The 26561-nt window shown below is 35.2% G+C and carries 25 protein-coding genes; 8 read left to right on the top strand and 17 right to left on the bottom strand.

The genetic code is table 11. The features are described from left to right. The first annotated feature begins 354 nt into the window (after window positions 1-354). Genes BMW37_RS00405 through BMW37_RS00395 form a run of 3 tightly spaced genes read left to right on the top strand, consistent with a single transcriptional unit; the run spans window position 355 to window position 3575 of the window. Window positions 355-972: an ECF transporter S component gene (locus tag BMW37_RS00405; protein ID WP_218139433.1), complete on the top strand. Its 618-nt coding sequence runs from the start codon at window positions 355-357 to the stop codon at window positions 970-972. Next, window positions 962-2794, top strand: a complete 1833-nt coding sequence (locus BMW37_RS00400) for an ABC transporter ATP-binding protein (protein ID WP_093316540.1) — start codon at window positions 962-964, stop codon at window positions 2792-2794. The genes BMW37_RS00405 and BMW37_RS00400 overlap by 11 nt, the downstream gene beginning before the upstream one ends. Continuing rightward, window positions 2778-3575 (top strand): energy-coupling factor transporter transmembrane component T family protein, encoded by a 798-nt coding sequence (locus BMW37_RS00395; protein ID WP_093316538.1) that lies wholly within the window; start codon window positions 2778-2780, stop codon window positions 3573-3575. The genes BMW37_RS00400 and BMW37_RS00395 overlap by 17 nt, the downstream gene beginning before the upstream one ends. A 75-nt stretch (window positions 3576-3650) precedes the next feature. On the opposite strand, the gene ubiA is transcribed toward BMW37_RS00395, so the two are convergent. The 13 genes from ubiA to BMW37_RS15380 form a co-directional block, all read right to left on the bottom strand. Next, window positions 3651-4517: a 4-hydroxybenzoate octaprenyltransferase gene (gene ubiA, locus BMW37_RS00390; protein WP_177168549.1), complete on the bottom strand. Its 867-nt coding sequence runs from the start codon at window positions 4515-4517 to the stop codon at window positions 3651-3653. Window positions 4518-4572: 55 nt separating this feature from the next. Continuing rightward, entirely contained in the window at window positions 4573-5355 is a 783-nt protein-coding gene (locus tag BMW37_RS00385) for an ABC transporter ATP-binding protein (protein ID WP_093316533.1), read from the bottom strand. A 37-nt stretch (window positions 5356-5392) separates the two neighbouring features. Further along, entirely contained in the window at window positions 5393-6109 is a 717-nt protein-coding gene (gene hisM, locus BMW37_RS00380; protein ID WP_093316932.1) for a histidine ABC transporter permease HisM, read from the bottom strand. A 54-nt stretch (window positions 6110-6163) separates the two neighbouring features. Continuing rightward, window positions 6164-6868: an ABC transporter permease gene (locus BMW37_RS00375; RefSeq protein ID WP_093316530.1), complete on the bottom strand. Its 705-nt coding sequence runs from the start codon at window positions 6866-6868 to the stop codon at window positions 6164-6166. A gap of 184 nt (window positions 6869-7052) precedes the next feature. Beyond that, window positions 7053-7847 carry a lysine/arginine/ornithine ABC transporter substrate-binding protein gene (locus tag BMW37_RS00370; RefSeq protein ID WP_093316527.1) on the bottom strand — a complete coding sequence of 265 codons (795 nt, stop codon included), beginning with the start codon at window positions 7845-7847 and terminating at the stop codon, window positions 7053-7055. A 284-nt stretch (window positions 7848-8131) separates the two neighbouring features. Next, complete coding sequence (locus BMW37_RS00365) at window positions 8132-8881, bottom strand: lysine/arginine/ornithine ABC transporter substrate-binding protein (RefSeq protein WP_143047584.1); 750 nt, start codon at window positions 8879-8881, stop codon at window positions 8132-8134. 343 nt (window positions 8882-9224) lie between these two features. Further along, entirely contained in the window at window positions 9225-10733 is a 1509-nt protein-coding gene (gene glpK / locus BMW37_RS00360; protein ID WP_093316524.1) for a glycerol kinase GlpK, read from the bottom strand. Window positions 10734-10816: 83 nt separating this feature from the next. Next, a complete protein-coding gene (locus tag BMW37_RS00355) occupies window positions 10817-11608 on the bottom strand; it encodes an MIP/aquaporin family protein (RefSeq protein ID WP_093316930.1) in 792 nt (263 codons plus the stop codon). Between the two features lie 373 nt (window positions 11609-11981). Continuing rightward, window positions 11982-13457, bottom strand: coding sequence for an inorganic phosphate transporter (locus BMW37_RS00350; protein ID WP_093316521.1), 1476 nt, complete (start codon window positions 13455-13457; stop codon window positions 11982-11984). Between the two features lie 174 nt (window positions 13458-13631). After that, window positions 13632-14966: a two-component system sensor histidine kinase EnvZ gene (envZ, locus tag BMW37_RS00345; RefSeq protein ID WP_093316518.1), complete on the bottom strand. Its 1335-nt coding sequence runs from the start codon at window positions 14964-14966 to the stop codon at window positions 13632-13634. Then, complete coding sequence (ompR, locus tag BMW37_RS00340; protein ID WP_093316515.1) at window positions 14963-15682, bottom strand: osmolarity response regulator transcription factor OmpR; 720 nt, start codon at window positions 15680-15682, stop codon at window positions 14963-14965. The genes envZ and ompR overlap by 4 nt, the downstream gene beginning before the upstream one ends. Before the next feature lie 332 nt (window positions 15683-16014). Next, a complete protein-coding gene (gene greB, locus BMW37_RS00335) occupies window positions 16015-16515 on the bottom strand; it encodes a transcription elongation factor GreB (protein WP_093316927.1) in 501 nt (166 codons plus the stop codon). Between the two features lie 309 nt (window positions 16516-16824). After that, on the bottom strand, window positions 16825-16986 hold the full coding sequence (locus BMW37_RS15380) for a transposase (RefSeq protein WP_425441739.1): 162 nt from the start codon (window positions 16984-16986) through the stop codon (window positions 16825-16827). A gap of 471 nt (window positions 16987-17457) precedes the next feature. Here BMW37_RS15380 and BMW37_RS00325 point away from each other — a divergent pair, with 471 nt between their 5' ends. From BMW37_RS00325 to rlmN, 3 genes are all read left to right on the top strand, one after another. Beyond that, entirely contained in the window at window positions 17458-19791 is a 2334-nt protein-coding gene (locus BMW37_RS00325) for a Tex family protein (protein ID WP_093316509.1), read from the top strand. 315 nt (window positions 19792-20106) lie between these two features. Then, the gene (gene ndk, locus BMW37_RS00320; RefSeq protein ID WP_093316505.1) at window positions 20107-20532 is read left to right on the top strand and encodes a nucleoside-diphosphate kinase; all 426 of its coding nucleotides are present in this window, start codon (window positions 20107-20109) and stop codon (window positions 20530-20532) included. A 62-nt stretch (window positions 20533-20594) separates the two neighbouring features. Next, a complete protein-coding gene (rlmN, locus tag BMW37_RS00315) occupies window positions 20595-21764 on the top strand; it encodes a dual-specificity RNA methyltransferase RlmN (protein WP_093316503.1) in 1170 nt (389 codons plus the stop codon). 7 nt (window positions 21765-21771) lie between these two features. Here the strand turns inward: rlmN and matP are convergent, their stop codons facing one another. From matP to BMW37_RS14875, 4 genes are all read right to left on the bottom strand, one after another. Continuing rightward, complete coding sequence (gene matP / locus BMW37_RS00310; protein WP_093316924.1) at window positions 21772-22221, bottom strand: macrodomain Ter protein MatP; 450 nt, start codon at window positions 22219-22221, stop codon at window positions 21772-21774. A gap of 70 nt (window positions 22222-22291) precedes the next feature. Beyond that, window positions 22292-22912, bottom strand: a complete 621-nt coding sequence (locus BMW37_RS00305; protein WP_093316500.1) for a TRIC cation channel family protein — start codon at window positions 22910-22912, stop codon at window positions 22292-22294. Between the two features lie 48 nt (window positions 22913-22960). Continuing rightward, window positions 22961-23326, bottom strand: coding sequence for a cell division protein ZapB (locus BMW37_RS00300; protein WP_093316498.1), 366 nt, complete (start codon window positions 23324-23326; stop codon window positions 22961-22963). Between the two features lie 727 nt (window positions 23327-24053). After that, window positions 24054-24248: a hypothetical protein gene (locus BMW37_RS14875; RefSeq protein WP_143047578.1), complete on the bottom strand. Its 195-nt coding sequence runs from the start codon at window positions 24246-24248 to the stop codon at window positions 24054-24056. 483 nt (window positions 24249-24731) lie between these two features. Between BMW37_RS14875 and aroK the strand changes: the two genes are divergently transcribed. Both aroK and aroB read left to right on the top strand, forming a co-directional pair. Further along, a complete protein-coding gene (aroK, locus tag BMW37_RS00295; RefSeq protein WP_093316495.1) occupies window positions 24732-25280 on the top strand; it encodes a shikimate kinase AroK in 549 nt (182 codons plus the stop codon). 97 nt (window positions 25281-25377) lie between these two features. Continuing rightward, window positions 25378-26475 carry a 3-dehydroquinate synthase gene (gene aroB, locus BMW37_RS00290; protein ID WP_093316492.1) on the top strand — a complete coding sequence of 366 codons (1098 nt, stop codon included), beginning with the start codon at window positions 25378-25380 and terminating at the stop codon, window positions 26473-26475. The last annotated feature ends 86 nt before the right edge of the window (window positions 26476-26561 follow it).

The following is a 26561-nucleotide window of genomic DNA, read 5'->3' as shown; positions in this document are numbered from 1 at the left end:
TATTTTATTACTAATCGAGTCACCGATAAAACACAGATATGAATACTGCTATTAGTTTAACAATGTTACTTATTGATTTTGCCATAGAAGTCAATTAGCGGTGAGTCATAGTATATAAATCTTTTAATTGCTAGCTTAGGCGTAGTGCCGTTATTGAGTGAAACTCGCTAAGTTTTCAATAAGAGTGCATTTAACCCATATTTGTGTCGAAACTTAAAAAGTTACTTATTAAGATTAAAAAACGATGGGGCATCATAAATTCCCTCTATGTCGCACGACTTGTCAATTAAATAGACTGATTGTTTGAAATAAGACATGCTAATTTATTATTCGAATTATCAATAGGAGCATTAAGTGAATAAAGGTACATTGAAAGATTCAAAAAAATTTAATCTATCAACATGGTCGTTAAAAGAAATCATGTTACTAGTAGTTCTAGGGTCTGTTTTTGGTGTTATCTATTACCTCTTTGTTCAATTATATTTCTTATTACAAATTATGCTTGGACCTTTCGCGGATTTAAGTCAACACATCTTATTTGGTTCTTGGTTAATGGTTGCACCTATCGCAATTGCAATCATCAGAAAACCTTTTTCAGGAATATTTGCTGAAATTATGGCTGCGTTAATTGAGGTTGTGGTTTTAGCATCTCCTTTTGGTGCAACTGTCTTCATTTCTGCAGCAATACAAGGAACGGGAAGTGAATTAATTTTTGCTGCTACTCGATATCGTGTGTTTAGCATGCCTATTTTTATATTATCCGGTTTTTTCGGTGCTCTAATCCCCTTTATCTATTCTGCACTTATCAATGACTGGATAAATACAGATCTATTTTATTATCGCCTAGTACTGCAACTTATCTCAGGGGTAATATTAGGCGGTGTTATATCTAAATATACTGTTGATGCGCTAAGAAAAACAGGTGTCCTAGATAATTTTATTAGTACGAGGCCTCCTGTTCATGACAAATAATCAACTCAATTTTCTCAAAAGCGATAATTCACCTTATGTGATAGCTTCACTCAAAGATATTACAATTAAATGTCTAATTAATAATCGTATAATAGTTTCAAATATCAATTGGGAGATTAAAGCAGGAGAAAAATGGTTAATTATAGGTCCATCTGGCTCAGGTAAATCCACATTACTTCATCTATTGATTGGCCTTATGCCTCATGTAATGAATGCTGAAGTGTCAGGTGTCATTGAAACATTTGGGCAGTCAAATTTAACACGACCTATCATTGAAATCGCTAATAAAGTAGGGTGGATTAATCAAGATCCATTCACGTCAGTTTGCCTCCCTATCGTAGAGCAAGAAATTGCTATGATACTAGAAAATAAAGGGGTGCCTCCCGCTGAAATTGAACAAAAGGTCGTACAAGAATTAGAAAGCGTCGGACTCTTATCTTTAAGGTACAGACAAACGAATACCTTATCTGGTGGTGAATGCCAACGAATTGCCCTAGCTGCGATTCTTGCAGGTGAACCGAGTTTAATACTATACGATGAACCAACAGCCATGTTAGATACGAGATCAATTGTATATATCAGAGATATTCTTCAGTACTCTTTAAATGATAAAACACAAGGAACAATTTTAGTTGAGCATCGTTTAGATGAACTCAGTAGCAATGGAGGTCTGAATCATCTACCTGAAAATCTATTAGTGCTATCCGAACAAGGCACTATTCTGGCCCTTGGAAAAACAGATGAAGTATTAATCGAACACGCTCAAGACTTCCATCAAAAAGGGATATGGCTACCTTTAGAGTTTGAGCTATTTGCACATACAGGATATTTAGGGGGATTAAATGAAAAAGATAACTTATCATTTTTAAAAGAACTTTCTAAGCAAGAACATATCTCTACTCAACAAGAAAAAATAACTGAAAAACATTTAGCTAATAAATTAATACTCTCTAACTCAACTAGCATCGCACCTGAAATTACGTTATCTGTTGACCAGTTAACGATACATAGACTGTTAGATGATATTTCTTATTCAAATCAGTTGGTGAATGATAAGCACGCTATTTTAACTGATGCACAAAAAACGTCCCTAAAAATGCCCATTACAATTCTCAAGAATTTGACTTTTACTGCCTATAAAGGAGAGCGAATTGCCTTATTTGCTAATAATGGAGCTGGCAAATCAACTCTATTATTAGCATTAGCTGGTTTATTGAAAAAACAGCGAGACGTTTTAATTGAAGGAAGTGTTAATACAAATTCAGTTGGGATGATTTTTCAAAACCCAGAGTATCAATTTCTTGCAAATACCGTTCGAGAAGAAATTGCTTACGGCATACCTTCAGGCCATGATGAATTAGTTGATAATCAACTACGAAAATATCGATTAATGCATTGCGCTTCAAACAATCCATACAAACTTTCGGGAGGTGAAAAAAGGCGGTTGAGTATTGCGGCAATGACCATTCATGATAAAGAGGTATTATTAGCTGACGAACCAACTTTTGGGTTAGATAGGCGAGATACATTCAATACAATGTCAGCACTTTGTGAGCTTACAAAGTCAAACAAGACTTTATTATTTTCTTCACACGATCTTAGATTAATCGCAACTTATGCTACGCGAATGTTAATAATCAGTAATGGTGTAATCATTGCCGATGGCACCCCTTTTGAAATATTAAGCGATGAATCACGCTGCCTATCATTAGGTATCATTAGACCACCATTAATACAATATTTAATGTCTCATTACTCGAATGAAGAGGTCATGACTATCCTATTAACCTTGGAATATAAAAGCTATGCAAAATATCGTTAATACTCATCATTGGTTAATGAACCGTAATCCAACCATTAAATTAATCGTATTAATCGCGTCTACTCTCTCGGTTAGTTTTATTTTTGACCCTTGGCGTCCCTTTATTTTATGGTCAAGTACACTGATTTTTTTATATATTATCACTCCCTATTCATTCTGTGAATTGGTGTCACAACAGCGCCCTTTTTTTTGGCTGGCTTCAATCATTTTTATTGTGAACCTTATTACCCGGCATGGAGAAAGCCTCTGGCAATTTGGAATCATCAATATCACAAGAGAAGGTATGAGTGTTGGTATGTCATTGGCATTTAGAGCCTTATATATCGGTCTTTTATCTATAGCATTTATTAAAAGCACTAATCCAGTATCATTAATGACAAGTTTAAACCAGCATGCAAAATTAAGTGCTAAAGTTAGTTATGCAGTTTTAACAGGATTTAGAATGGTTCAGTTTTTGAAACACGACTGGCAAATTATCTTAGCCGCTCAACAAATTAGAAATGATCATCAAGAGAGTAAATCTTGTTTTAAATATTTTAAGAAATCATTAATAGCATTAAGAATGTATCGCAAAGCACTTTTCGCATTACTCGTCAATGCGATAAGACGATCAGAAAGAATTGCATTTTCATTAGAAACAAGAGGTCTCGGTCTCACACCTAGAACTATTTGGCAACCGGTGCCTTTAACAGTGATTGATTGGCTATTTGGTGTATTTACTCTAGTTTTTGTACTGTCTATTATTTTGGGTTATTACCTGATAGTGTCAAACCGATTATAACAATTTGTACATGATTTTATGCTAAATCAATAAAACTCATTAATGATTATGGGTTTTATCATTAATTTCAATAACTCATTGAAAATATAGATCAATGGCGATACCGGCAAATACGACCACACCTACCCAATTATTGTGCCTAAAAGCCGCAAAGCATTTATCCCGTTCTTTTGTTTTAATTAATTGATACTGATAAATAAATAAACAAGATACTAAGGCTAAAGCACAACAAAAAATCCATCCAAGATGGGTTAATCCACCCACAATTAAAAGCATCAAAATACTGATCATCTGCAAGACTGTTATCGCTAATACATCATATTGCCCGAAAAAAATTGCTGTTGATTTTACGCCAATTTTAAGGTCGTCTTCCCTATCAACCATTGCATATTGTGTATCATACGCAACTGTCCAGCTTAAGTTCGCAGCAAATAAAAACCATGCTTCTAGAGGTAACCTCCCATAAATGGCTCCATAAGCCATCATCATTCCCCAGCTAAACGCAGCTCCTAAGACGACTTGAGGAAAGTGAGTATAGCGTTTCATGAAAGGGTAAAAACTAGCAAGTAGCAAGGCAACAAAAGACAGCATAATAGTGAAGGAATTGAGCTGCAAGACAAGCAATAAAGCTAAAATCAATAAACATACAAAAAGAATCTTAGCACCTAGCACTGAAACGTCGCCTGTAATAAGTGGTCGATGTTTTGTACGTTCAACATGCCCATCAACGTGTCTATCGGCATAATCATTAATGACGCAGCCTGCTGCGCGCATAATGATTGTTCCCAAAGTAAAAATAATAAACAGCGCTTTAGGCACCTCACCTTTTGTCGCAAGACATAACGCCCAATAAGTTGGCCACAACAAAAGTAATGTGCCTATTGGTTTATCAAAACGCATTAAGCGCCAATATCCTTTTATCTTTAGGGGCAGTTGTGAAATTAATTTAGGCACGATAACCTTACATTTAAAGCAAATTAGATTCTAAACAATACTGTTATTTTAAGGCACCTGATAAAAACTGCTGTAGCCTAGGGCTCTTAGGCTGACCAAATACTTCATCAGGATGTCCTTGCTCTTCTATCAAACCTTGATGCAAAAAGATAACGTGATTAGAGACATTTTTTGCAAATCCCATTTCATGAGTTACCACAACCATCGTAGTACCTTCTTCTGCTAAATTTTGCATAATTTTTAATACTTCTCCGACTAATTCCGGATCTAGGGCTGAAGTAGGTTCATCAAATAATAAAACCTCAGGCTCCATTGCTAATGCTCTGGCAATAGAAACTCTTTGTTGCTGGCCGCCAGATAAATTCACAGGGTACTTATGAAATGCATTATTCGGAATGCCAACCTTTTCTAAATACTTCGATGCACGTTTAAACGCCTCTTCCTTAGTCAACTTCAATACTCTTATTGGTGCTTCCATCACATTTTGAATAACGGTCATATGATCCCATAAATTAAAATGCTGAAAGACCATGGTAAGTTTAGTTCTGAAAGCTTGTAATTGTTTTGCATCGGTTGCATCTAAATAGCCTTGTGAATTTTTTTTAGTTAAAAGGGCAACGCCATTTAGTCGTATTTCACCTGCTGAGGGCTGTTCTAAAAAATTTATACACCTTAAAAAAGTACTCTTACCTGAACCCGATGAGCCAATGATGCTAATCACGTCACCTTTTTTAGCAGTTAAAGAGATACCTTTTAACACTTCATGTGTGCCATAGCTCTTATGCAAATCGATAACGGCCAATTTCGTTTCTGTTTTATCTATCATAAAAATAACATTCCTAGCTTAGTGTGTATTAACAAATTTAATGCTGTGAAACAGGTTGTAAGTAGCTAAGCCATCTTTTCTCTGCTATTCTAAATAACGCAATTAACGTATAAGAAATCACGAGATAGATACACCCAGCTAGGATATAAATATTGATCGAGTCAAGATATTTAGCATTTATCTGTTTAATCACAGAAAAGAGTTCAGGCACAGTTGCACCGAAAGCAAGACTGGTACAATGTAATAATAATATCACTTCATTCCCGTATGATGGTAAAGATGTTCGTAACGCAGTTGGCAAAATAATCCGTGTGTAAATTTGAAATCTAGACATACCATAAGCCTGTGCTGCTTCAATTTGGCCACTTCCGACATTTTTAATTGCTCCAGCAATAATTTCAGTTGTGTAGGCTGCGGTATTTAACACTAATGCGAGCATTGCACAGTTAAAACCCACTCTAAAGAAATCTTTTAACACGGATGTTTCTTTTACAATCTCTAAAAAGATCACACCGTTATAAATAAGTAAGAGCTGGATATAAAATGGTGTGCCTCTAAATAAATAGGTAAATGTCCAGACGGGCATTCTTAAATAAGCTTTTTTAGAGCTTCTAGCAACAGCTAAAAATACAGATAAAACCCAACCTATCACGGCAGAGAGAATTAGTAGCCATAATGTCATAGCTACACCTGTCATTCTAAACCCATCAGTATAGAGAATATTTTGCCAATACTCACCTAAGATAAGATACATATTACTGTTTGTTATCATCTCAATCATAATAATTTTCGTCCATTTATTCTTTCATCAAAAATGTGATTTTTTTACGCCAGCACTAAAATGGCGCTCTAACCACCAAAGTCCAATTGATGAAATACTGGTAAACAGTAGATATATCCCAGCTGCGACAGCATAGAAAACAAGCTTTGAATCATTAGGTGTAATAGGGGAAGCAATGGCAGTTTTAGTATTTTGTACAATATCATTTAAAGATAATAGTGAAACTAAAGCTGTTGCTTTAAGGACTACCATCCAATTATTTCCAATTCCAGGTAAAGCATAGCGCATCATTGACGGGAACATAATGCGATAAAATACTTGCCAATTAGTCAGTCCAAATGCTCTAGCAGCTTCAATTTCACCTTTATTTACTGATAAAAAAGCTCCCCTGAATGTTTCAGTAAAATAAGCGCCATAGATAATACCTAAGGTAATCACACCTGTTGTAAAGGCTTCCATTTGGAGGGTTTTCCAGCCTAAATATGCCGTTATTGAATTGAGTATAATTTGTAAGCCATAGTATACAATCAACATCAAAATAATATCTGGCACGCCACGCACTAAAGTCGTATAAATATCAAACCAAATGCGTAAAAATCGGCTACCTGATAATTTCGCACTCGCACCAACTAATCCTAATGCAAATGCAATAAGCACCGAAAGGACTGAAAGTTTAAGCGTCATAATTGCGCCATCAAAAATTATCTTTTCAAATCCATATAAGTTTAACATCAATCCTATCTCTTTTTAATTGAGCATAGTTTGCAATTACTAGGTTGATACCGATCAATTGCAAATTATCTCATCTTATCTTTATTTTTTAGCAACACAAAAGCCTAGAGTCTACTATCAAAGCGACAACTAGGCTTAATTATAATAATTTATCTTACTATGTTAATGATATTAAAGGGCCAAATTAGTGGCCATAAACATCAAAATCAAAATAAGGTTTTGCTAACGTTTCATACGTTCCATCAGCAAGCATATCCTTAATAGCTTGATTTACAGCAGATTTTAGTTCATCCTGCCCCTTGCGTAAGCCCATTGCCGTACCAACACCAAAATATTTTTCATCTGCAATAGCAGGGCCTGCAAACGCATACCCTTTACCCATATCAAGTTTGAGGAAACCAAAACTTGCAGCTGCTTCATCTTGGAATATCACATCTAAACGCCCAGCTAGAATATCATCATAAACTAAATCTTGATTTTGGTAAGAGATAACTTCAATTCCCTGTGGTCTCCACATATCAATTGCATAGGCTTCTTGCGTAGATCCTTGCAATACGCCAACTGTTTTGCCTTTTAAGCTTTCAAGTGTAGGCATAATGTCGCTTCCTTCCTCTGCAACTAAACGTGAATTTGCAGCATAAAGTTTATCACTAAAATCGATTTCTTTTAATCTCTGTTCAGTAATAGATAAGGAAGAAATAACAGCATCACTTTTTTGGGATTTTAAACTTGGAATAAGCGCATCAAAATCACTTTCAACCCATTTACACTCAACGTTAATACGTTTACAAATTTCATTTCCTAAATCCACATCAAATCCAGCGACTTGGTTTTGAGGGTTTTTAAAAGAAAAAGGGGCATAGGTTGGATCAGTTGCAATTGTAATTGAAGTAGGCATCTGTGCTAAAGCACTAAAAGTGCTGGCACTAAACAGCACACCAAAAGCGGCGGTTGTTGCTAATTTTAATGATTTTTTCATAAGGTCCTCAGTAAAGTTTAATGGTGGTTGTTTTACTAGGTAATACTCAAAAAGATAATAACAGCATAACTGCACTGCTTATCCACTAAGTTAATAGCAATAAAAATTAATCAATATATTCGATTATAAAAATATAGCATACATATATCACAAAATATCATTAAGGATACATTAAATAAATAGGATTAATGAGATGGACCTAACTTTTTTAACATTTATTAGACCAATTGGATAAATCCTAACCAATCCACCAACAGTGAGATTACATTTCAGTACTAGACATACTAATAGCCATAGATATCAAAATCAAAATATTTCTTAGCGATTTCCTCGTAAGTCCCATCTTCAAGCATTTGTGCAAGTACATTATTAATAGCATCTCTTAATTCTTCATCTTCCTTACGAAGGCCCGCACCTGTACCGGGTCCAAAATAAATATCATCTTTAACTGCTGGACCAGCAAAAGCATGATCTTTTCCTGATTCATCTTGTAAAAAACCATAACTCGCAGCAGCTTCATCTTGAAATGCAGAATCTAAACGCCCTGCTAATAAATCATCGTATACAAGATCTTGATTCTGATAAGCAATAACATCAACACCATTGACTCTCCATTTATCGTTTGCATACGCCTCTTGTACAGATCCTTGAAGTACGCCCACACTTTTACCTTGTAAACTCTCTATTGTAGGCTCTAAATCAGATCCCTTCTCTGCAATTAATCTTGAATTCGCTGAATAGAGCTTATCACTAAAATTAATTTGTTCCATTCTTTGTGGTGTTATAGATAAAGAAGAAATAATGACATCATTTTTTTGTGCTAACAGCCCCGGAATTAATGCATCAAATTCACCCTCAACCCAACTGCATTCGATAGATAATCTTTTACAGATTTCATTTCCTAGATCAATATCAAACCCAGCAACTTGATTATCTGGATTTTTATAAGAAAACGGTGCATAGGCGGGGTTTGTACCCAATCTTAATGTTTCTGGCAGTGCAGCATGCGTAAATGATGCGAAACAAGTAGTCATTGCAAAAGTTAAACCAAACGTAACCTTGGAAAATGATGTATTTTTTTTCATAAAAAAGCACCTCGAATAATGTCGTTATATAGATAAATAGCAGTGTCATACTCAATCAATGAGATTAACATCCAAGTTAAAGTAGATAAATTTGATGTTTGTTACTAAAACGTGTACACATAAAGAGTAATTATGCACTAAATCAGCATAAAAATCCAAAAAAGGAATGAAATATATTTATACGAAATAGACCTAATGTAACAACAACATTAAGTCATGATTATTTATATAACTAAATAGCAAAAAACCCAGCTTTTGCTGGGTTTTTCAGTCATAAGATACTTAAAGACCGTTAATCATGATCTTCCCATGCTTGAACCCGAGCAACGGCTTTTTTCCAACCTCTATAACGCTCATCACGTTCTGTTGTTTCTAAACCAGGTGTAAACCTTTTTTCAATCTCAGACTTACTTCTGACCTCTTCTAAGTCATTCCAAAAGCCAACTGCCAAACCTGCTAAAAATGCAGCTCCTAATGCTGTTACTTCTCTCATAACCGGCTTTTCAACAACCGTTCCTAAAATATCAGATTGGAATTGCATTAAAAAGTTATTACTAACAGCTCCGCCATCTACGCGTAACGACTTTAATCTAAAATTCGCATCAGCTTGCATAGCTTCTAACAAATCTCTTGATTGATAGGCTATAGATTCTAATGTTGCACGAATAATATGATTACTATTTGCACCACGTGTCAAACCAAAAATAGCGCCTCTAGCATACGGATCCCAATAAGGTGCCCCTAAACCTGTAAAAGCTGGTACAACATAAACACCATTTGTGTTTTTAACCTTATTTGCGAAATACTCTGAGTCAGCGGCCTCAGAAATTAATTTTAGCTCGTCACGAAGCCATTGAATCGAGGCTCCTCCAACAAATACTGCTCCCTCTAATGCGTAATTCGCTTCACCTTTTGGTCCACACGCTAACGTTGTCAATAAACCATGAGTGGATTGAACTGGTTTTTCACCTGTATTCATTAATAAAAAGCATCCTGTACCATAAGTATTTTTTGCCATACCTGGTTCAACACACAACTGACCAAACAAAGCTGCCTGTTGGTCACCTGCCATGCCAGCAATTGGAATGCGAGTTCCACCTTTTCCACCTAAGTTCATTTGACCATATATTTCAGAAGAAGATTTTACAATAGGTAACATCGCTCTAGGAATATTCAATGCCTTAAGCATTTTGTCATCCCAATCTAATTGATGAATATTAAAAATCATTGTTCTAGACGCATTCGTGTAATCTGTTACATGAGCACGCCCCTGAGTCATTTTCCAAACCAGCCATGTATCAACTGTCCCGAAAAGTAATTCACCTTTTTCCGCTCTTTCTTGAGCTTCCTCTACATTATCAAGTATCCATCTAATTTTAGTCCCCGAAAAATAAGGGTCAACCACAAGACCTGTATTTTCACGCACATGCTCTTCTAAACCTGCGATTTTTAATTTCTCACAAATTTCAGCTGTTCTTCTGCACTGCCAGACTATTGCATTATAAATCGGTTTACCTGTCTCTTTTTCCCATACAATCGTTGTTTCGCGTTGATTGGTTATCCCAAGACCTGCAATTTCGTCAGAATTAATATTTGCTTTTGCAAGTACTTCAACTAATACAGAACTCTGAGTTGCCCAAATTTCTAATGGATCGTGCTCTATCCAACCCGCTTTAGGATAAATTTGTGTAAACTCTCTTTGTGAAATAGCGATAATATTTGCGTCGTGATCAAAAACAATCGCTCGGGAACTTGTTGTACCTTGATCTAAGGCTACGATATATTTTTTTTGCTTATCCATTGTGTTACCCTTATAGTCAGAAAAAATTTAATATTGAAGTACTCGTTTATTCATAAAATTCACTCATGCACTTTAGCCACAGATTATACAGGCAAATGTTTAGCAATCAGTGTTCGATATATTAATGCCCCAGTGCAACCGCCTAAGATAGGTGCTATAATTGGTATCAGGAAATAGGGGATATCTTGGCCACCTGTGAATGTGACGGTGCCGTAACCTGCAAAGAATGTAAATAACTTGGGTCCGAAATCACGAGCAGGGTTCATAGCAAAGCCGGTTAATGGTCCCATTGATGCGCCTATTGTTGCTATCAATAACCCGATTAATAATGGTGCTAAAGGTCCTCTAGGAAGTCCATTCCCATCGTCAGTTAAGCCTAAAATCAAGCAGACTAATACCCCTGTAATGACAAACTCCACCAAAAAAGCTTGAATGATAGTGATTTTAGGATGTGGATAAGTCGAGAAAATACTAGTGACATCAATACTCCCAACCGAACCACGTGCTATAGAATGGGTTAACTCATAGTCAATAAATAGATTATAATATAACCCGTAAACTAAGGCAGCTGCACAAAACGCGCCGCAAACTTGAGAAATAATATATGGTACAACTTTTTTACGGCTAAAACTTGCAAATACCCACAAAGCAATTGTTACAGCAGGACTCAAATGTGCACCAGAAACACCCGCTGTTAAATACACTGCTAAGGCAACACCTAGCCCCCAAATAATGCTAATTTCCCATTGACCAAAACTTGCGCCCGCTAGCTTTAAAGCAGCAACACACCCCACCCCGAAAAAAATTAACAAGCCGGTACCAATAAATTCAGCAATACATTGCCCCATAAGGCTTGGATTAGATTTACTGCTCATATCATTCCCCTTAGTAAGTAAAAAAGTAAATAAACCATATAGCGTGTCACATGCTCTAAATAAAAGTAAATATAATGTTAATTTTCTTTTTCGAAAAGAAAACAATGTTAAATTTGTGATCCACGCCAAATAAAGAACTATTTCGCTCATAAACGCTCATATAATTATTAAATAATCGGCTGAAAAGGAAAGATAAGGCTATTTTTTTAAATAAAAAGTATGCTGAATTTATTTTATGAATCTCCTAATAGCATGGAATGCAGAGGCAAACACAACCTATCATCTTGATTATTAGAAGAATTAAAAAGACAAAAAAAAGGACTGCATTGTATTAATGCAATCCTTTTTAAATAATTTAAAACGTATTAACGCATTATAAAAGTTTCATCGCTATCCAATAAAGTGAACCAGATAGTAAAATGGTAACAGGCAATGTTAAAACCCATGCCATGAATATTGTTTTAACCGTTTTAGACTGTACACCGCCGCCACCTGCTATCATTGTCCCCGCAACGGCAGATGAAAGAACATGAGTTGTTGAAACTGGCATACCAGTTGAACTTGCAATACCAATACTCACAGCTGCTGTTAATTGAGCGGAAAAACCTTGGGCGTAAGTCATACCAGATTTACCAATTTTTTCACCAATCGTGACAACGACTCTTCTCCAACCAATCATAGTACCTAGTCCTAATGCAAGTGCAACAGAAATGATTACCCAAAGTGGAGCATATTCAACAGTTGTTAAAAGATCATCTTTTCTAATCTTGCTTAGTATTTCTCTATCACCAGTAGAAATTTCAGGGTGTTTTAATAACGCTTTAGCAGACTCATCTAAACACATTAGTGTTCTTCTGACTTGAATTCTATCATCACCAGATAATTCTGAGAAAGAAGGAAGTTTTTCTAATAATTTTAATCCAACAAGCAAATTTTCATTTGGATTTAAATCACAAGTAAACCTAGCATCTTTATTGGTTGAATTAATGTCTGAATGTGGTGTTGAAACTAATGCATTTGGATAACGCTCTACAATTTCTTGAAAAGCATATAATGCATCATGAGTACGCTTAATTTCATAAGCATCAGATGACAAATTAACCACAAAAATAGAAGGAGCAATCGCAATTAAGGACAACATCACTAAACCGATGCCCTTTTGTCCATCATTTGAACCATGGACATAACTTACCCCAATTGCAGAACCGATTAATGAAATGCGCGTCCAAAAAGGAGGTTTTTTCTTGCCATCTTTTTTCTCACGCTGCTCAGGGGTCATATGAATACGCCTACGTTTTTTAGTATTCCAAAATTTCAGCAGTAAAAATAATAATCCACCTGCTAGTAGCATCCCAACAAGAGGTGAAATAATCAAAGAAAGCGCGATACCAATTACTTTTGGTAAGTTTAAAGCAGCTATCATTGAAGAGTTTTCTAAAATTGCATTACCTAATGCAACGCCCACAATCGAACCGATTAAGGTATGGGAACTAGAAGCAGGGATACCAAAATACCAGGTGCCTAAATTCCATGATAAAGCAGCTACTAGCATAGACAACATCATCAAAATACCTTGTTTAGACCCAATATTCAGCAAAACTTCACTAGGAAATAAGTGGACGATAGTATAAGCGACACTGAGCCCTCCTAAAATAACACCTAAAAAGTTAAATATCCCAGCCATAATGACTGCATTATATGGAGTCATCGCCCTTGTATAAATAACCGTAGCAACAGCATTAGCAGTATCATGAAAACCATTTACAGCTTCATAAAACAAAACAAGACCTAATGCTAAGCACAAAAAAATAATTGTTGTTGAATCTAATTCAGAAAGTAATGAAAACATAATATTGAACCTGTTTGTTATAAAATAGTTCTATATTATCCTAAACAATGGGGGTAGATTGAAAGTAATATTTGCATAAATCGCATTTTAACTTATAAATTTACGATAAATGTCACCTTTAAGATTAAAAAACAACCAATAAACTATCAATTAATCTCAAAGCATGATTCAAGTTTACTTACTGCTCGTGATTGAAAGGGGCAAATAGATCCTAATAGAAAATCCATTTCTTACACCTCGACTCACAAAAATTGATCCTTTATGTGACTCAATAATGCGTTTAACAATAGATAAACCTAAACCAGAACCAGATGTTGTTCTAGCAGCCTCTCCACGAACAAATGGTTCAAAAATACGGTCTAAATCCTCAGGATTAATTCCAGGACCATCATCATCAATTTGAATCCAAACTTGCTTAGCTGCACGACCAGAAACCACTTTTATCCACCCATTACCATAATTCTGAGCATTCACAATCAAATTATTAATAACTCGTTTCATTGAAATAGGATCAGCCATAACATCAAGAGGACCATCGTAGAGTTCATATTCTAGTCCTTCTAAATGCTCACTAAAATGAGAAATAACATCAATAAGGAGGGTGTTGATTTCAATTGGTTGTTTTTTTATTTCTTCACCAGTATGCATGAAATCTAAAAATTGCTGCAATATTTTATTGCATTCTTCTACTTCCAAATTAATTGACTCTTGAACAGACATTTCTTCTTCTGGTAGCATTTCACTAATCAATCGAAGGCGAGCAAGAGGTGTGCGCAAATCATGACTCACTCCAGCAATAATTAAACGTCTATCGTCTTCTAATTTTTTAATATCGCTTACCATATGATTAAATGCCCTGACTACAGATCTCACATCTGCAGCACCTTGCTCTTTCACTGGCAAAGGAATATCCCCTTTACCTAAAATTTTTGCTGCACCTTCTAGTTCCATTAATGGTTTATTTTGAAATCTAAAAAATAACCAAGCAATAATGATAGCTAGCAAAATGATAAAGACAGTATATCGCAATATAGCAAATATCCCACCTTGGTGAACCTCAATTAGAGGTACTCGAATCCAAATATCAGGTGAATATTCAGTATTTAACCAAATAACAGGGTGATTTTTGGTTATCTCTAACCTAACATCAGCAGCAACGCCAAGCTGAGCTGACATTTCTTCTGTTAAAAGTTGATACGAGCGCGCCCAACGCAATCCATTTTCCATAGCAGTATCAGCCGAAAACAGCGAAATACCTAACTGATGAAAAATTTCTTTACGCCAAGCTGTTGGGAATTTAACCAAAGAACCATCATCAAGCAGAAGCTCATCAGTCGTTAGCATACGAATCTCATGACCTAATATTCGACTAAAGGGTTCAAGGCTAGGTAAAATCGCATAATTGAGCACAACCCAGTACGTTATTGCAAGAGTGATAAGTGTTAACCCTACGATAAGCAATATTGTATGTGAAAATGAACTGCGCAGTATGCGATTACATAGAATCATGCATCAGTGCCGTCAGGAACAAAGACATAACCTAATCCCCATACTGTTTGAATGTATCTTGGATGAGCAGGATCATCTTCTATCATCCTACGTAATCTTGAGATTTGTACATCAATAGATCGCTCCATCGCACTATATTCTCTTCCTCTTGCTAAATTCATCAATTTATCACGGGATAGGGGCTCTCTTGCATGAGTAACTAATGCTTTTAACACAGCAAATTCACCGCTTGTTAGAATCATTGGCTGATCGTCACAGAACATTTCTCGCGTACCAAGATTCAACTTGAAACGTCCAAAATTAATAACAGAAGTCTCTTGTGATGGTGCACCTGGCAGTTCTAAAGATTGTCGACGCAAAACTGCTCTAACACGAGCTAAAAGCTCACGAGGATTAAATGGTTTAGATAGGTAATCATCTGCTCCAATTTCTAACCCTACAATCCTATCTACTTCCTCACCTTTTGCTGTAACGATTATAATAGGGATTTGGTTATTCATTGAACGCATACGACGGCAAATAGATAAACCATCTTCACCAGGCAGCATAAGATCTAATACAATAAGGTGAAAACTCTCACGAGTTAAGATCCTATCCATCTGTTCTGCATTTGCTGCACTTCTAACTTGAAATCCTTGTTCATTAAGATAACGCTCTAGCAAACCACGTAAACGAACATCATCATCTACTAATAATATTTTATGATTATCTTGCATTCTCATTCCTTTTGATGCTGATAAAGTTTAAAGGTAAACATTTGACTCACTAACCCTGCAAATTAAATTACATATCATTCAAACAGCACATTGAAAAAACAAATATCAAGACTTTATATGTTACTCAATGTGAAACTTAGTTATCAAAAGTTTAAGTTTATAATAAAAACTGCTACCTTATTAGGTACTGCCTATTATACCTTTATTATTGCCTATAATGGGTGTTAATATTTGTATTTTTTTATATATTAAATTGTAACAATTAATTTTAAATTGAAAGAGATACTACATTTTCTGCGTTATTTGTATTATTAAGTTAATATTTGTAAAAATCAGGTTGACTTCACATAATTAATATCAAGAATAAAATAATAAATGCTGCCACTAGGTGTCATAACATTCACTTCATCCCCAACAGATTTACCAAGCAGGGCTTTTGCAACAGGAGAGTCTACTGAAATCCAATTTAATTTAGGATTAAACTCATCAGAGCCTACAATTCTATATATTTCTATTTCACCTGTTTCATTTTCTAAAGAAACAATCGCCCCAAAAAATACTTTTCCTTCTTGGCTTGGGCTGTATTCAACAATTTTCAAAACTTCAAGCCTTTTTGTCAAATACCGAACCCGTTTGTCTATTTCTCTCAGCCTTTTTTTGCCATAAATATATTCGGCATTTTCAGAACGATCTCCTAATGCAGCTGCTTCTGATACAGATTGAGTAACCATTGGCCTCTCTACCCGCCACAAATATTTTAATTCTTGATCAAGCGCATCCCAGCCAGCTCTAGTCACATAAGGACTTTTTTTGACTTCAACTTTTGCGGTAATACTCACCTTCCTCACTCCATCAAATCTGTTTAATTGGTAAACTAGACTAGTTTTAGGAACATATCAATTTTAAGCCTAAGGTTAATTATAACAAAAATAATTGAAATTTTTACCCATTTCACCTTATATCCTAATCCTTCAGGATGGGCATATAAGACGAAACGACGTAGTCGTTATTCTTATGGTGCTCTTTATTGTGCTATGTATCGCTTGATAATAGATTCTGGAGTACCAAAACAAACTAAAAAGTAAGCTCGATATTGACACTTTAGACGGATAATTCATTAACAGGTAAACGTGGTCATGCTCTCAATCAAATTCGATTAATTTTACTTCAAAATCTTCACAGACTTTAGCGAATATTAGCTGCATATCTTCAATCATGGGTTTGGTAAATACATCTTTACGATATTTAGCTGCAAACATCAAGTGAATATAAGTGTTAAAAACACAGTATTCATAGTGTCTAATATCTAATCAAATGCGATGCTCGACTTTTTTAAAATCACAATCCTGAATGTGATTTTAGACTCATTCAACTCAATATTGGAGTTTTAGAGCTCCGTTCCAATCTTCTTTTGAATGTTGTTGAAGTGATTAATGTATTCAGTAAGGGTAGGAGTTAACAATAAGAACCAATCAAAGCGAGTGAATAATAAACTAACCACAGTAGGGCTCCTTTTCCTTTAGGGAGGAGAAAATGTCAAAAAGTAATAATCGCTTTAAAATGAACAAATTTATCTTAACGACTTTAAAGCATAGTACTACAAATTGAACAATCCAAAATGAAAGAAATAAAATTACTCAACTTTGCTAATGCCTAGCTGAGCTTGGCTGTGATAGAATCACAAGATAAGGATTTAACTAAACATAAATATAACCTTTATGAGAAAAATTAGACACTTGTTATTTATCACATTTATGCATTAAAAAGGAAATAGAATGAGTCAAAATATATCATTACTGATTGCGAGTGAAATTAATGCCACAGCAAACCAAGTCGAAGCAGCGATAACCTTGCTTGATGAAGGTAATACCGTTCCTTTTATTTCTCGATACAGAAAAGAAATGACTGGTGGTTTAGATGATACACAGTTGAGATTACTAGAAACAAGATTAATCTATTTACGTGAGATTGAAGATAGAAAACAAGTAATTTTAAAATCTATAGACGAGCAAGGGAAATTAACACCTGAACTCAGTTTAAAAATTAATCAAACTCAAAATAAAACAGAACTTGAAGATTTATACTTACCTTTCAAACCTAAGCGTAGAACTCGAGGTCAAATTGCTATCGAAGCTGGCTTAGCACCACTTGCACATGAACTATGGACAAATAATACAGTCGTACCAGACGAACATGCTAATCAGTATATCAATCCTGAAAAAAATATTCTTACACCTAAAGATGCATTAGATGGCGCACGCTATATCATAATGGAAGAACTTTCTGAAGATGCTGACTTATTAGGTAAAGTACGAGATTATTTGTGGAAACATGCTTTTATTACCGCTTGTGTAATACCTGGAAAAGAGGAAGAAGGCGCTAAATTTAGTGATTATTTTGAACACACAGAATTACTTGCTAAGGTGCCTTCACATAGAGCATTAGCTATGTTCAGAGGTAGAAATGAAGGGATATTAAATTTAACCCTAACCCCTGAACCCGAGGTGGAAATTCAACCTAAAGTTTCTGCTGGGGAAAAACTTATCATCGATCATTTAGGAATAACTTTTGATCAATCTCCAACAGACATTTGGCGAAAAAGCGTGATTAGTTGGACTTGGAAGATTAAGATTTTACTGCACCTAGAAACTGAGTTAATGAGTAGAATCAAGGAAACTGCTGAAGCAGAGGCGATTAATGTTTTCGCTCGTAACCTAAAAGATTTATTGATGGCCGCACCAGCAGGAATGAGAGCAACAATGGGATTAGATCCTGGTTTTAGAACAGGTGTAAAAGTTGCTGTTGTAGATGCGACAGGAAAATTAGTCGCGACTCATACCATTTATCCACACAGTGGTGATGAACAAAAAGCGGCACAAATTATTGCAGCCTTATGCATTAAACATCAAGTAGAATTAGTAGCGATAGGTAATGGCACTGCATCTAGAGAAACAGAACGATTTTATTTGAATGTCAAGAAAGCCTACCCAGAAGTAACAGCACAAAAAGTGATTGTAAGCGAAGCTGGTGCATCGGTTTATTCAGCATCTGAGCTAGCTGCTCTAGAATTTCCTGATTTAGATGTTTCAATTCGTGGTGCGGTTTCCATAGCAAGACGCCTACAAGATCCTCTAGCAGAATTAGTTAAAATTGATCCTAAATCTATTGGCGTTGGCCAATATCAGCATGATGTCAGCCAAAGTGCTCTTGCCACCAAACTCGATAATGTAGTGGAAGATTGTGTAAATAATGTTGGGGTTGATCTCAATACAGCCTCAATCCCCCTATTAGCTAGAGTTGCAGGTTTAAATAAACAAATAGCTCAAAATGTCGTCGCTTGGCGAGACCAACATGGCAGGTTTACCCAAAGAAAAGAACTATTAGACGTTGCAAGATTAGGTCCTAAAGCATTTGAACAGTGTGCAGGCTTTTTAAAAATTTCAAATGGGAAGAATCCATTAGATGCTTCATCTGTTCATCCAGAAGCCTATCCGTTAGTTGAACGGATTTTGCAAAAGCTAGGAAAACCTCTTAATGAGGTTATGGGTAATAGCACATTGATTAATACACTTAATCCTAGAGATTTCATCGACGAACAATTCGGCTTGCCGACTATTTTAGATATTCTTAAAGAATTAGAAAAACCTGGGCGTGATCCTAGACCAGAATTCAAAACCGCATCGTTTACTGATGGGATTGACTCAATAAATGATCTTTCACCCTCAATGATTTTAGAAGGAACCGTGACTAATGTGACAAATTTTGGGGCATTTGTAGATATTGGTGTTCATCAAGATGGGTTAGTTCATATATCAATGCTATCTAATAACTTTATTGATGACCCTTATAGCGTAGTTAAAGCAGGTGACATCGTTAAGGTCAAAGTGATGGAAGTAGATACTGCAAGAAAAAGAATTGCACTTAGCATGAGACTTGATATTGAACCGGATGAAATCATGAAGCAAGGTAGTACAAAAAGTCAATCTGATGCCAATAATAAAGCAAAAATTAGAACACAAACAAAATCAAACTCAAAAGCAACAACGATATCAAGCAGTAATAGCGCTTTTGGAGATGCGATGCTTGCTGCAATGAAAAAGAAATCATAGCGGTAAAATCTTATATGCATTAGTGTTGAGATCCTCCCCCTGCTAAAGCAAGGGGATTCATGCTGAGCACCTTCAATTACATAAATTATCACTCATGCATTCTACATAACACATCAAATAACCTATTAAAGAATGCTTATTGTGAACTATTTGTCATCCTTCCTTAGAGAAAGGGGATATAAGGACAAATGGATAAATTCACTGGGTAATTTGATAAATGCTTTATTTCGGTTACTTGAAATGGCATAATTCAAACCTTTTAGATCCCATCTAAAAGGTTTGAATTTATCTCACTTTTAACCATCAGGAGTAGACATGGCTATTGAACGTACTTTTTCTATTATAAAACCAAATGCAGTTGCTAAAAATGCAATTGGTGCTATTTATTCAAGATTTGAAGCTGCAGGTTTCAAAATAATTGCAGCAAAAATGCTTCACTTGAGCCGTGAACAAGCAGAAGGTTTTTATGCTGAACACAAAGAACGTCCTTTTTTTAACGACTTAGTTACCTTTATGACCTCAGGCCCGATTGTTGTCCAAGTTTTAGAAGGTGAAAATGCAGTATTACGCCACAGAGATCTAATGGGCGCGACGAATCCTGCTAATGCGCTAGCAGGAACGTTACGTGCTGATTACGCTGATAGCTTTACAGCTAATGCTGTTCATGGTTCAGATGCGGTTGAATCAGCAGCACGCGAAATTGCATACTTCTTCGCTGATGATGAAATCTGTCCTCGCTAACCCTATTATTTTGAGCTTGGCAAACAGTTTGTTAAGCTCAATATGTAAATAATTAAAAAAACATGACAACAATGAATCAAGAAGTCACAACTAAAGATACCTCCCCACTACACTCATCCCAAGGTAAAATTAATTTACTCGATTTGACGCGCACTCAAATGCGTGAATTTTTTATCTCCCTAGATGAAAAACCATTCCGTGCAGATCAAGTCATGCGTTGGATTTATCATTATTGCTATGATGACTTTGATTTAATGACTGACATCAATAAAGTGTTACGAGAAAAATTAAAAAATGTTGCTTATATTGATGCACCTAAAGTTGCAGAAGAACAAAGAGCAAAAGATGGCACCATTAAATGGGCGTTTACAGTTGGTGATCAACAAGTTGAAACGGTATATATACCTGACTCGGATAGGGCAACCTTATGTGTTTCCTCACAAGTTGGATGCGCTCTTGAATGTACATTTTGCTCGACTGCACAACAAGGATTTAATCGTAACTTAAGAGTATCGGAAATAATAGGGCAAGTATGGCGAGCAGCTAAAATCCTTGGTGCTGCAAAACTATCTGATAATAGACCTATTACTAATGTTGTAATGATGGGTATGGGTGAACCCTTACTTAACTTGAATAATGTAGTCCCTGCAATGGAATTAATGCTAGATGATTTAGGCTTTGGTCTATCAAAAAGAAGAGTAACCTTATCGACATCTGGTGTTGTGCCTGCACTTGATAAACTTGGGGATATGATAGATGTTGCCTTAGCTATTTCTCTACACGCTCCAACAGATGAACTTAGAAATGAATTAGTTCCAGTCAATAAAAAATATAATATTGAAGCATTTTTAGCTTCAGTAAGGCGATATTTAGCAAAATCTAATGCTAATCATGGGCGTGTAACGGTTGAATATGTCATGCTCAATAATATTAATGATAGTATTGAGCAAGCCCACCAACTTGCCGAATGCCTAAAAGATACGCCAGCAAAAATTAACCTTATTCCATGGAACCCTTTTCCAGGTGCACCATATGGACGTAGCTCTAATACACGTATTGATAAATTTGCAAAAGTGCTTATGGAGTACGGTTTTATTACTATTGTACGTAGAACCCGTGGAGATGATATAGACGCCGCTTGTGGACAACTAGCAGGGGATGTGATTGATAGAACTAAGCGCACCCTAAAAAAGAAACAGCGTGAAAATAGCATAATTTTAAATAGACTTTAATTCATATTTAATTTTTCAAAATATCTTCTATATCATTGCGAAGCGTGTTGATCCGCTTCGCATATTTATCTTTCTCTTCTGCGTCTTCTATGAGTTGAATTATAGTTTCAGATAAGGTTTTTTCTCGTCGCTTTGATAGTTTAGATAACCTTTGCCAAACAGAGTATTCTAAATCAATAGATTTTTTTCTAGTTGTTTGGTGCTCTGCGTTAAAAAATCGCTTTCTTCTCGCCCTGATAGCTTGATCAAGTTTAACCACTAAATCTGGGCTCAGATGTTCACTTATCCACTCATTAATTAATTCAGGTTGATTTTCAATGGATTGCAGTGTATTTGTTAGGTGTTCATCTTCACTTTTAACTTTATATTTAGTGATAAAATGGCCTTCATGTGATTTTTTCATCAAATAAAGCCATTTCCAGCCTGCTTCTAGATTTTCAAGTTTTTTATATTTCATATAACACTCAGTGATGACAAGCTCAATTAAAGAGCTATCATAAAATCCCATCTATTTATTTGTATGTTATTTAAGCACTATTATCTAACGCGAAAGTTGGCAATTGTAATTTCCACCTAATCGCTGTCAGTCTAATCAATAAAGTCACTGTAATGCCAAGCAACATTGCAATTGATTGCGCAACATCGAAATATACATGACTCACTGCATGGGTAGCCCCACCAAAAATACAAGCAGTCGCATACACCTCTTTTCTCAAAATCATAGGGATTTCACGAGCGAGGGTATCTCTTATCATTCCCCCACCCACACCGGTGATAACGCCCATACAAATCGCAATAAGAACATTGACTTCTTGCCCTATCGCTTTATTAACGCCAATACCAACAAAAACAGCAAGACCAATAGCATCTAGCACAGGTAAAAGCCACCTAGGTAGTTTAGCTGGGGCTCTGACCAAAGCAATCGTAACAAAACAGGTCAATATAGCAATAACAAGATCTGTCGAATCAACAATCCAAAAAACTGGTACATCTAAAAGTAAATCTCTGATCGTACCACCACCAATTGCAGTCACAGTGCCTAATACCAGCACACCAAATGGATCCATTTTTAACTTACCAGCTAATAAAACACCTGATATGGCAAACACAGCCGTTCCTAAAATATCTAACCAATATAAGAATTGCATAGAAAGACCCCAAGCAAAATCAAGTATGCTAATATAACATTAACAAGATCATAATAATGTTTGTTGTCTTTCACTCACTTCATCTGATACAGGTGAAAAACCAGTATCGACTTGATAGTGTTCAACATTAATTGTCGGTTGTGTCGTAGAGTCATCTATTTGAACGGAATTAACTTTAGACATATCAGGCTCAGAAACTTCATCAATGCGCCCTAAAAGATGTCTTAATCGATTTTGCCATTCAACTTGCTCTAATCTAATTTTAGCAACCTCAGCTTCTAAATTCTCTGACTTTTGCGCCTGCTCAAGCAACTGCGCATTTTTATCGGTAAGCTCATCAATTTCCATTTGCATTAAGCTCATATTGTCTAATAACTGTAAGATGCGTTGTTCTAATTGTTCTAAAATTTCCATAATTGCCTTTTATCTATTTTAAAGAGTAAATCATTATTCAAGTGAGTGATTAAAACCAAGCCCTATATTACTACTTTAACGTTAAATTTCTATCGAAATCCTAAAAAATTATTAAAAATACTGAGATAAGATTATATTTAATTGTAATCTTGCTCGCTTATCTGCTCACATTTATTATGTTCAATTAGGAATTAGATCATTGTTTATAAAAATGAAATCAAACTTAATACTTCTTAGGAGTAAATGAATTTGGATAAAAAATGATGGTCTTTTTGAAAAAACTATCAAATTTAAAAGCAAAAAATAAATTAGGTTCATCTGCTTTAAATACTTTTAGTCCTCTGTTCACTCAAAAAAATTAAGAATCCAATCAATCACTAATCTTACCGCTAGCATTTCACAATTCTAACACTAAAAATTAAGTCTGCATGAAATACAACAAACTAATCATTTTACTATGTTTATACCCACATTGATAAGATGTGTCAAAATGACAAAAAAATTTAATATATTAAAACATAAACCTATCTATCATTAGAGGCATTTGATTTAAATATTTAAATTCAACTAAATATCCTCTGGCGAATTCAAGTCACAAGTGCATAGTCCTCAAAAAATTTTCTTTGGTTATGCCTGTTAGTTCCTCTAATACGTCATAGGATGATCTATAATCCAAGCATTTTCTTGGTCTGCTATTTTAGTTTATCAATAGCATGATAGCGGTAAATTAATCCTCAGTTGGTAAACGGTAACCAGCTACTTGTGATTCAAAACATACATCAGAATTGTTAGTCGCGGTAGTATGCAGTATTTGATTTTCAATTGTCATTGATGAAAAAGTATTGGGCCAGAATCTATTTGGAAGTGTTAAAGCATAACCGTAGGTGTTTAGTGATGGATAAGTCGCACATGAAATTGACAATAATTTAGCAAATATTAAAAATGACAAACAAAAGATGGACTTAATTACGACGTTCAACCCTGGAATAAAAACAAAATAAATCAATAATTTGTAATAAAAGCATATAAAGAGGCATCTTTAAATAGTAACATATGCTCAGTTAATAAATAGCTTGCTAAAGCTTAGGTCTATGTTTTAATCTGTTTGCAATAGAATAAAGCTGATATCATAATACAGATTGCAGTTTATCTATTTATAATGTTGTTTTTTACGCAGATAAAAATATCGCATAAATCAGAGAAATTTTAATTTACTATACTAGCTAAATAGCGATATCCACAGGGAAATAATTACAGAATTAACAATTCTACTTATTATAAGTTAGATCTCCTCATTACACTTTACTAGGTAAAAAGAACGAATATGGGCAGAGTTTGTCATGATATATCTCATCGAAACCCAGTAGATAATAAAATTTTTTTCATAACTTACAGATGATTTTATATGAATACACATAACGGTACTAAGGTAAAAAATATCATATTGATAGGTCCTATGGCTGCAGGAAAAACAACTATAGGAAAACACCTAGCTAAACAACTTAATCGTCCTTTTTATGATTCTGATGAAGAAATTGAAACCCGTGCAGGAATTAATATTAGCTGGATATTTGATGTAGAAGGTGAAGCTGGATTTAGAGTAAGGGAAGAAAAAATAATTGCTGAGCTCTGCCAATTAGACGAAATAGTCCTCTCTACTGGTGGTGGTGCCATCAAGTCTGAAAAAACACGAAAGTTATTAAAAGAAATGGGGATCGTTGTTTATCTTTCTACTTCAGTGGAAAAACAACTCCAAAGAACACGTAATGATAGTAAAAGGCCATTGTTAAAAAATGCGCCCTCTAAAAAAATCTTGTTAGAACAATTAGCATTAGAAAGAAATCCGTTATATATAGAGACTGCACATATCATCATACAAACTGATATCTACAAGCCCAAAACAGTAGCAAATATGATAATCGAAGAAATCAATACTCTTAACTTAAAAACATAATGATTTTAAATATTAAATGACTAATCGCTAAAATTGTTTTAGTCTAAAAACAAAAAATCAAACAATCATTTTTTATTTTAATAACAGGATAAATCACATGGAAAAACTATTAGACCCAGCACTCACTGTTAAGTTAGGAGACAGGAGCTACCCGATTTATATTGAACAAGGTCTATTTGCTAATAAGCATATTTTTGATTCAATTAAATCAAACCAAAAAGTGATGATTATTACTAATACAACTATTGAACCATTATATCTTGAAAGTATCAAAACTTGCCTAAAAGATAAAACAAATAATATTCAATCTCTTGCCATACCAGATGGTGAACAATTTAAATCACTTGAAACATCAAACACCATATTTACAAGCCTACTTGAGCAAAATTTTTCTCGAGATTCGATTCTAATTGCATTAGGTGGTGGGGTAATTGGAGATCTTGTTGGTTTTGCTGCCGCTTGCTATCAAAGGGGTATCGATTTTATCCAAATCCCAACAACGCTCTTATCACAAGTAGACTCATCAGTTGGAGGCAAAACAGCTGTTAACCATCCTCTTGGAAAAAATATGATTGGTGCATTTTATCAACCTCAATCAGTAATTATTGATATCAATTGCTTATCCACATTGCCAGCGAGAGAATTTTCAGCTGGTATTGCAGAAGTGATAAAGTATGGCATTATTTTCGATTCTGATTTTTTTAATTGGCTAGAAAGGCATATCGAAAAACTTATGGCCCTTGACCCGGTATCACTTAAATATGCAATAAAACGTTGCTGTGAACTAAAGGCAGAAGTTGTTGAGCGAGATGAAAAAGAGCAAGGAGATAGAGCACTGCTTAACCTTGGGCATACATTTGGGCATGCAATTGAAGCTCAAATGGGATATGGTAATTGGTTGCATGGAGAGGCTGTATCAGTCGGTATGTTAATGGCTTGTGAAACAGCAATACAGTTAGGCTGCATGAAAGATGAACAAAAAGTGCGGATTCAACAATTACTAGCCAAAGCTAAATTACCGATTAAAGCACCAGATACCATGCCAATAGAGTCCTACATGCCTCATATGATGCGAGATAAAAAAGTACTCGCAGGAAAATTACGGCTTGTTATTCCGATTGGTATTGGTCAAGCTACCGTAAAACAAGAAATTAACCAAGAAATTGTTATAAAAGCAATAGAGTCCTGTCTTTAAAAGATGACTTCTTTTTCAACATTGAATCGCTCACATAGGCTATAATCAGTCAATCGCGGCTTTTAGTCAGTTTTTAAATAATATAG

The sequence above is a fragment of the Thorsellia anophelis DSM 18579 genome (genome assembly GCF_900111395.1).
Lineage (GTDB): Bacteria > Pseudomonadota > Gammaproteobacteria > Enterobacterales > Thorselliaceae > Thorsellia > Thorsellia anophelis.
Note: the sequence above shows the minus strand (reverse complement) of the source record. Positions and strands in the feature narration are given on the sequence as shown.

Bases quoted from the DNA above. Each gene is read 5' to 3' on its own strand.
- BMW37_RS00370 (WP_093316527.1), bottom strand. From the start codon at position 7,847: ATGAAAAAATCATTAAAATTAGCAACAACCGCCGCTTTTGGTGTGCTG.
- BMW37_RS00400 (WP_093316540.1), top strand. From the start codon at position 962: ATGACAAATAATCAACTCAATTTTCTCAAAAGCGATAATTCACCTTAT.
- hisM (WP_093316932.1), bottom strand. From the start codon at position 6,109: ATGTATCTTATCTTAGGTGAGTATTGGCAAAATATTCTCTATACTGAT.
- BMW37_RS00305 (WP_093316500.1), bottom strand. From the start codon at position 22,912: ATGCAATTCTTATATTGGTTAGATATTTTAGGAACGGCTGTGTTTGCC.
- BMW37_RS00300 (WP_093316498.1), bottom strand. From the start codon at position 23,326: ATGGAAATTTTAGAACAATTAGAACAACGCATCTTACAGTTATTAGAC.
- BMW37_RS00350 (WP_093316521.1), bottom strand. From the start codon at position 13,457: ATGTTTTCATTACTTTCTGAATTAGATTCAACAACAATTATTTTTTTG.
- BMW37_RS00355 (WP_093316930.1), bottom strand. From the start codon at position 11,608: ATGAGCAGTAAATCTAATCCAAGCCTTATGGGGCAATGTATTGCTGAA.
- ndk (WP_093316505.1), top strand. From the start codon at position 20,107: ATGGCTATTGAACGTACTTTTTCTATTATAAAACCAAATGCAGTTGCT.
- glpK (WP_093316524.1), bottom strand. From the start codon at position 10,733: ATGGATAAGCAAAAAAAATATATCGTAGCCTTAGATCAAGGTACAACA.
- BMW37_RS00365 (WP_143047584.1), bottom strand. From the start codon at position 8,881: ATGACTACTTGTTTCGCATCATTTACGCATGCTGCACTGCCAGAAACA.
- envZ (WP_093316518.1), bottom strand. From the start codon at position 14,966: ATGATTCTATGTAATCGCATACTGCGCAGTTCATTTTCACATACAATA.
- BMW37_RS00325 (WP_093316509.1), top strand. From the start codon at position 17,458: ATGAGTCAAAATATATCATTACTGATTGCGAGTGAAATTAATGCCACA.
- matP (WP_093316924.1), bottom strand. From the start codon at position 22,221: ATGAAATATAAAAAACTTGAAAATCTAGAAGCAGGCTGGAAATGGCTT.
- aroK (WP_093316495.1), top strand. From the start codon at position 24,732: ATGAATACACATAACGGTACTAAGGTAAAAAATATCATATTGATAGGT.
- BMW37_RS00395 (WP_093316538.1), top strand. From the start codon at position 2,778: ATGCAAAATATCGTTAATACTCATCATTGGTTAATGAACCGTAATCCA.
- BMW37_RS00375 (WP_093316530.1), bottom strand. From the start codon at position 6,868: ATGTTAAACTTATATGGATTTGAAAAGATAATTTTTGATGGCGCAATT.
- BMW37_RS00385 (WP_093316533.1), bottom strand. From the start codon at position 5,355: ATGATAGATAAAACAGAAACGAAATTGGCCGTTATCGATTTGCATAAG.
- aroB (WP_093316492.1), top strand. From the start codon at position 25,378: ATGGAAAAACTATTAGACCCAGCACTCACTGTTAAGTTAGGAGACAGG.
- ompR (WP_093316515.1), bottom strand. From the start codon at position 15,682: ATGCAAGATAATCATAAAATATTATTAGTAGATGATGATGTTCGTTTA.
- rlmN (WP_093316503.1), top strand. From the start codon at position 20,595: ATGACAACAATGAATCAAGAAGTCACAACTAAAGATACCTCCCCACTA.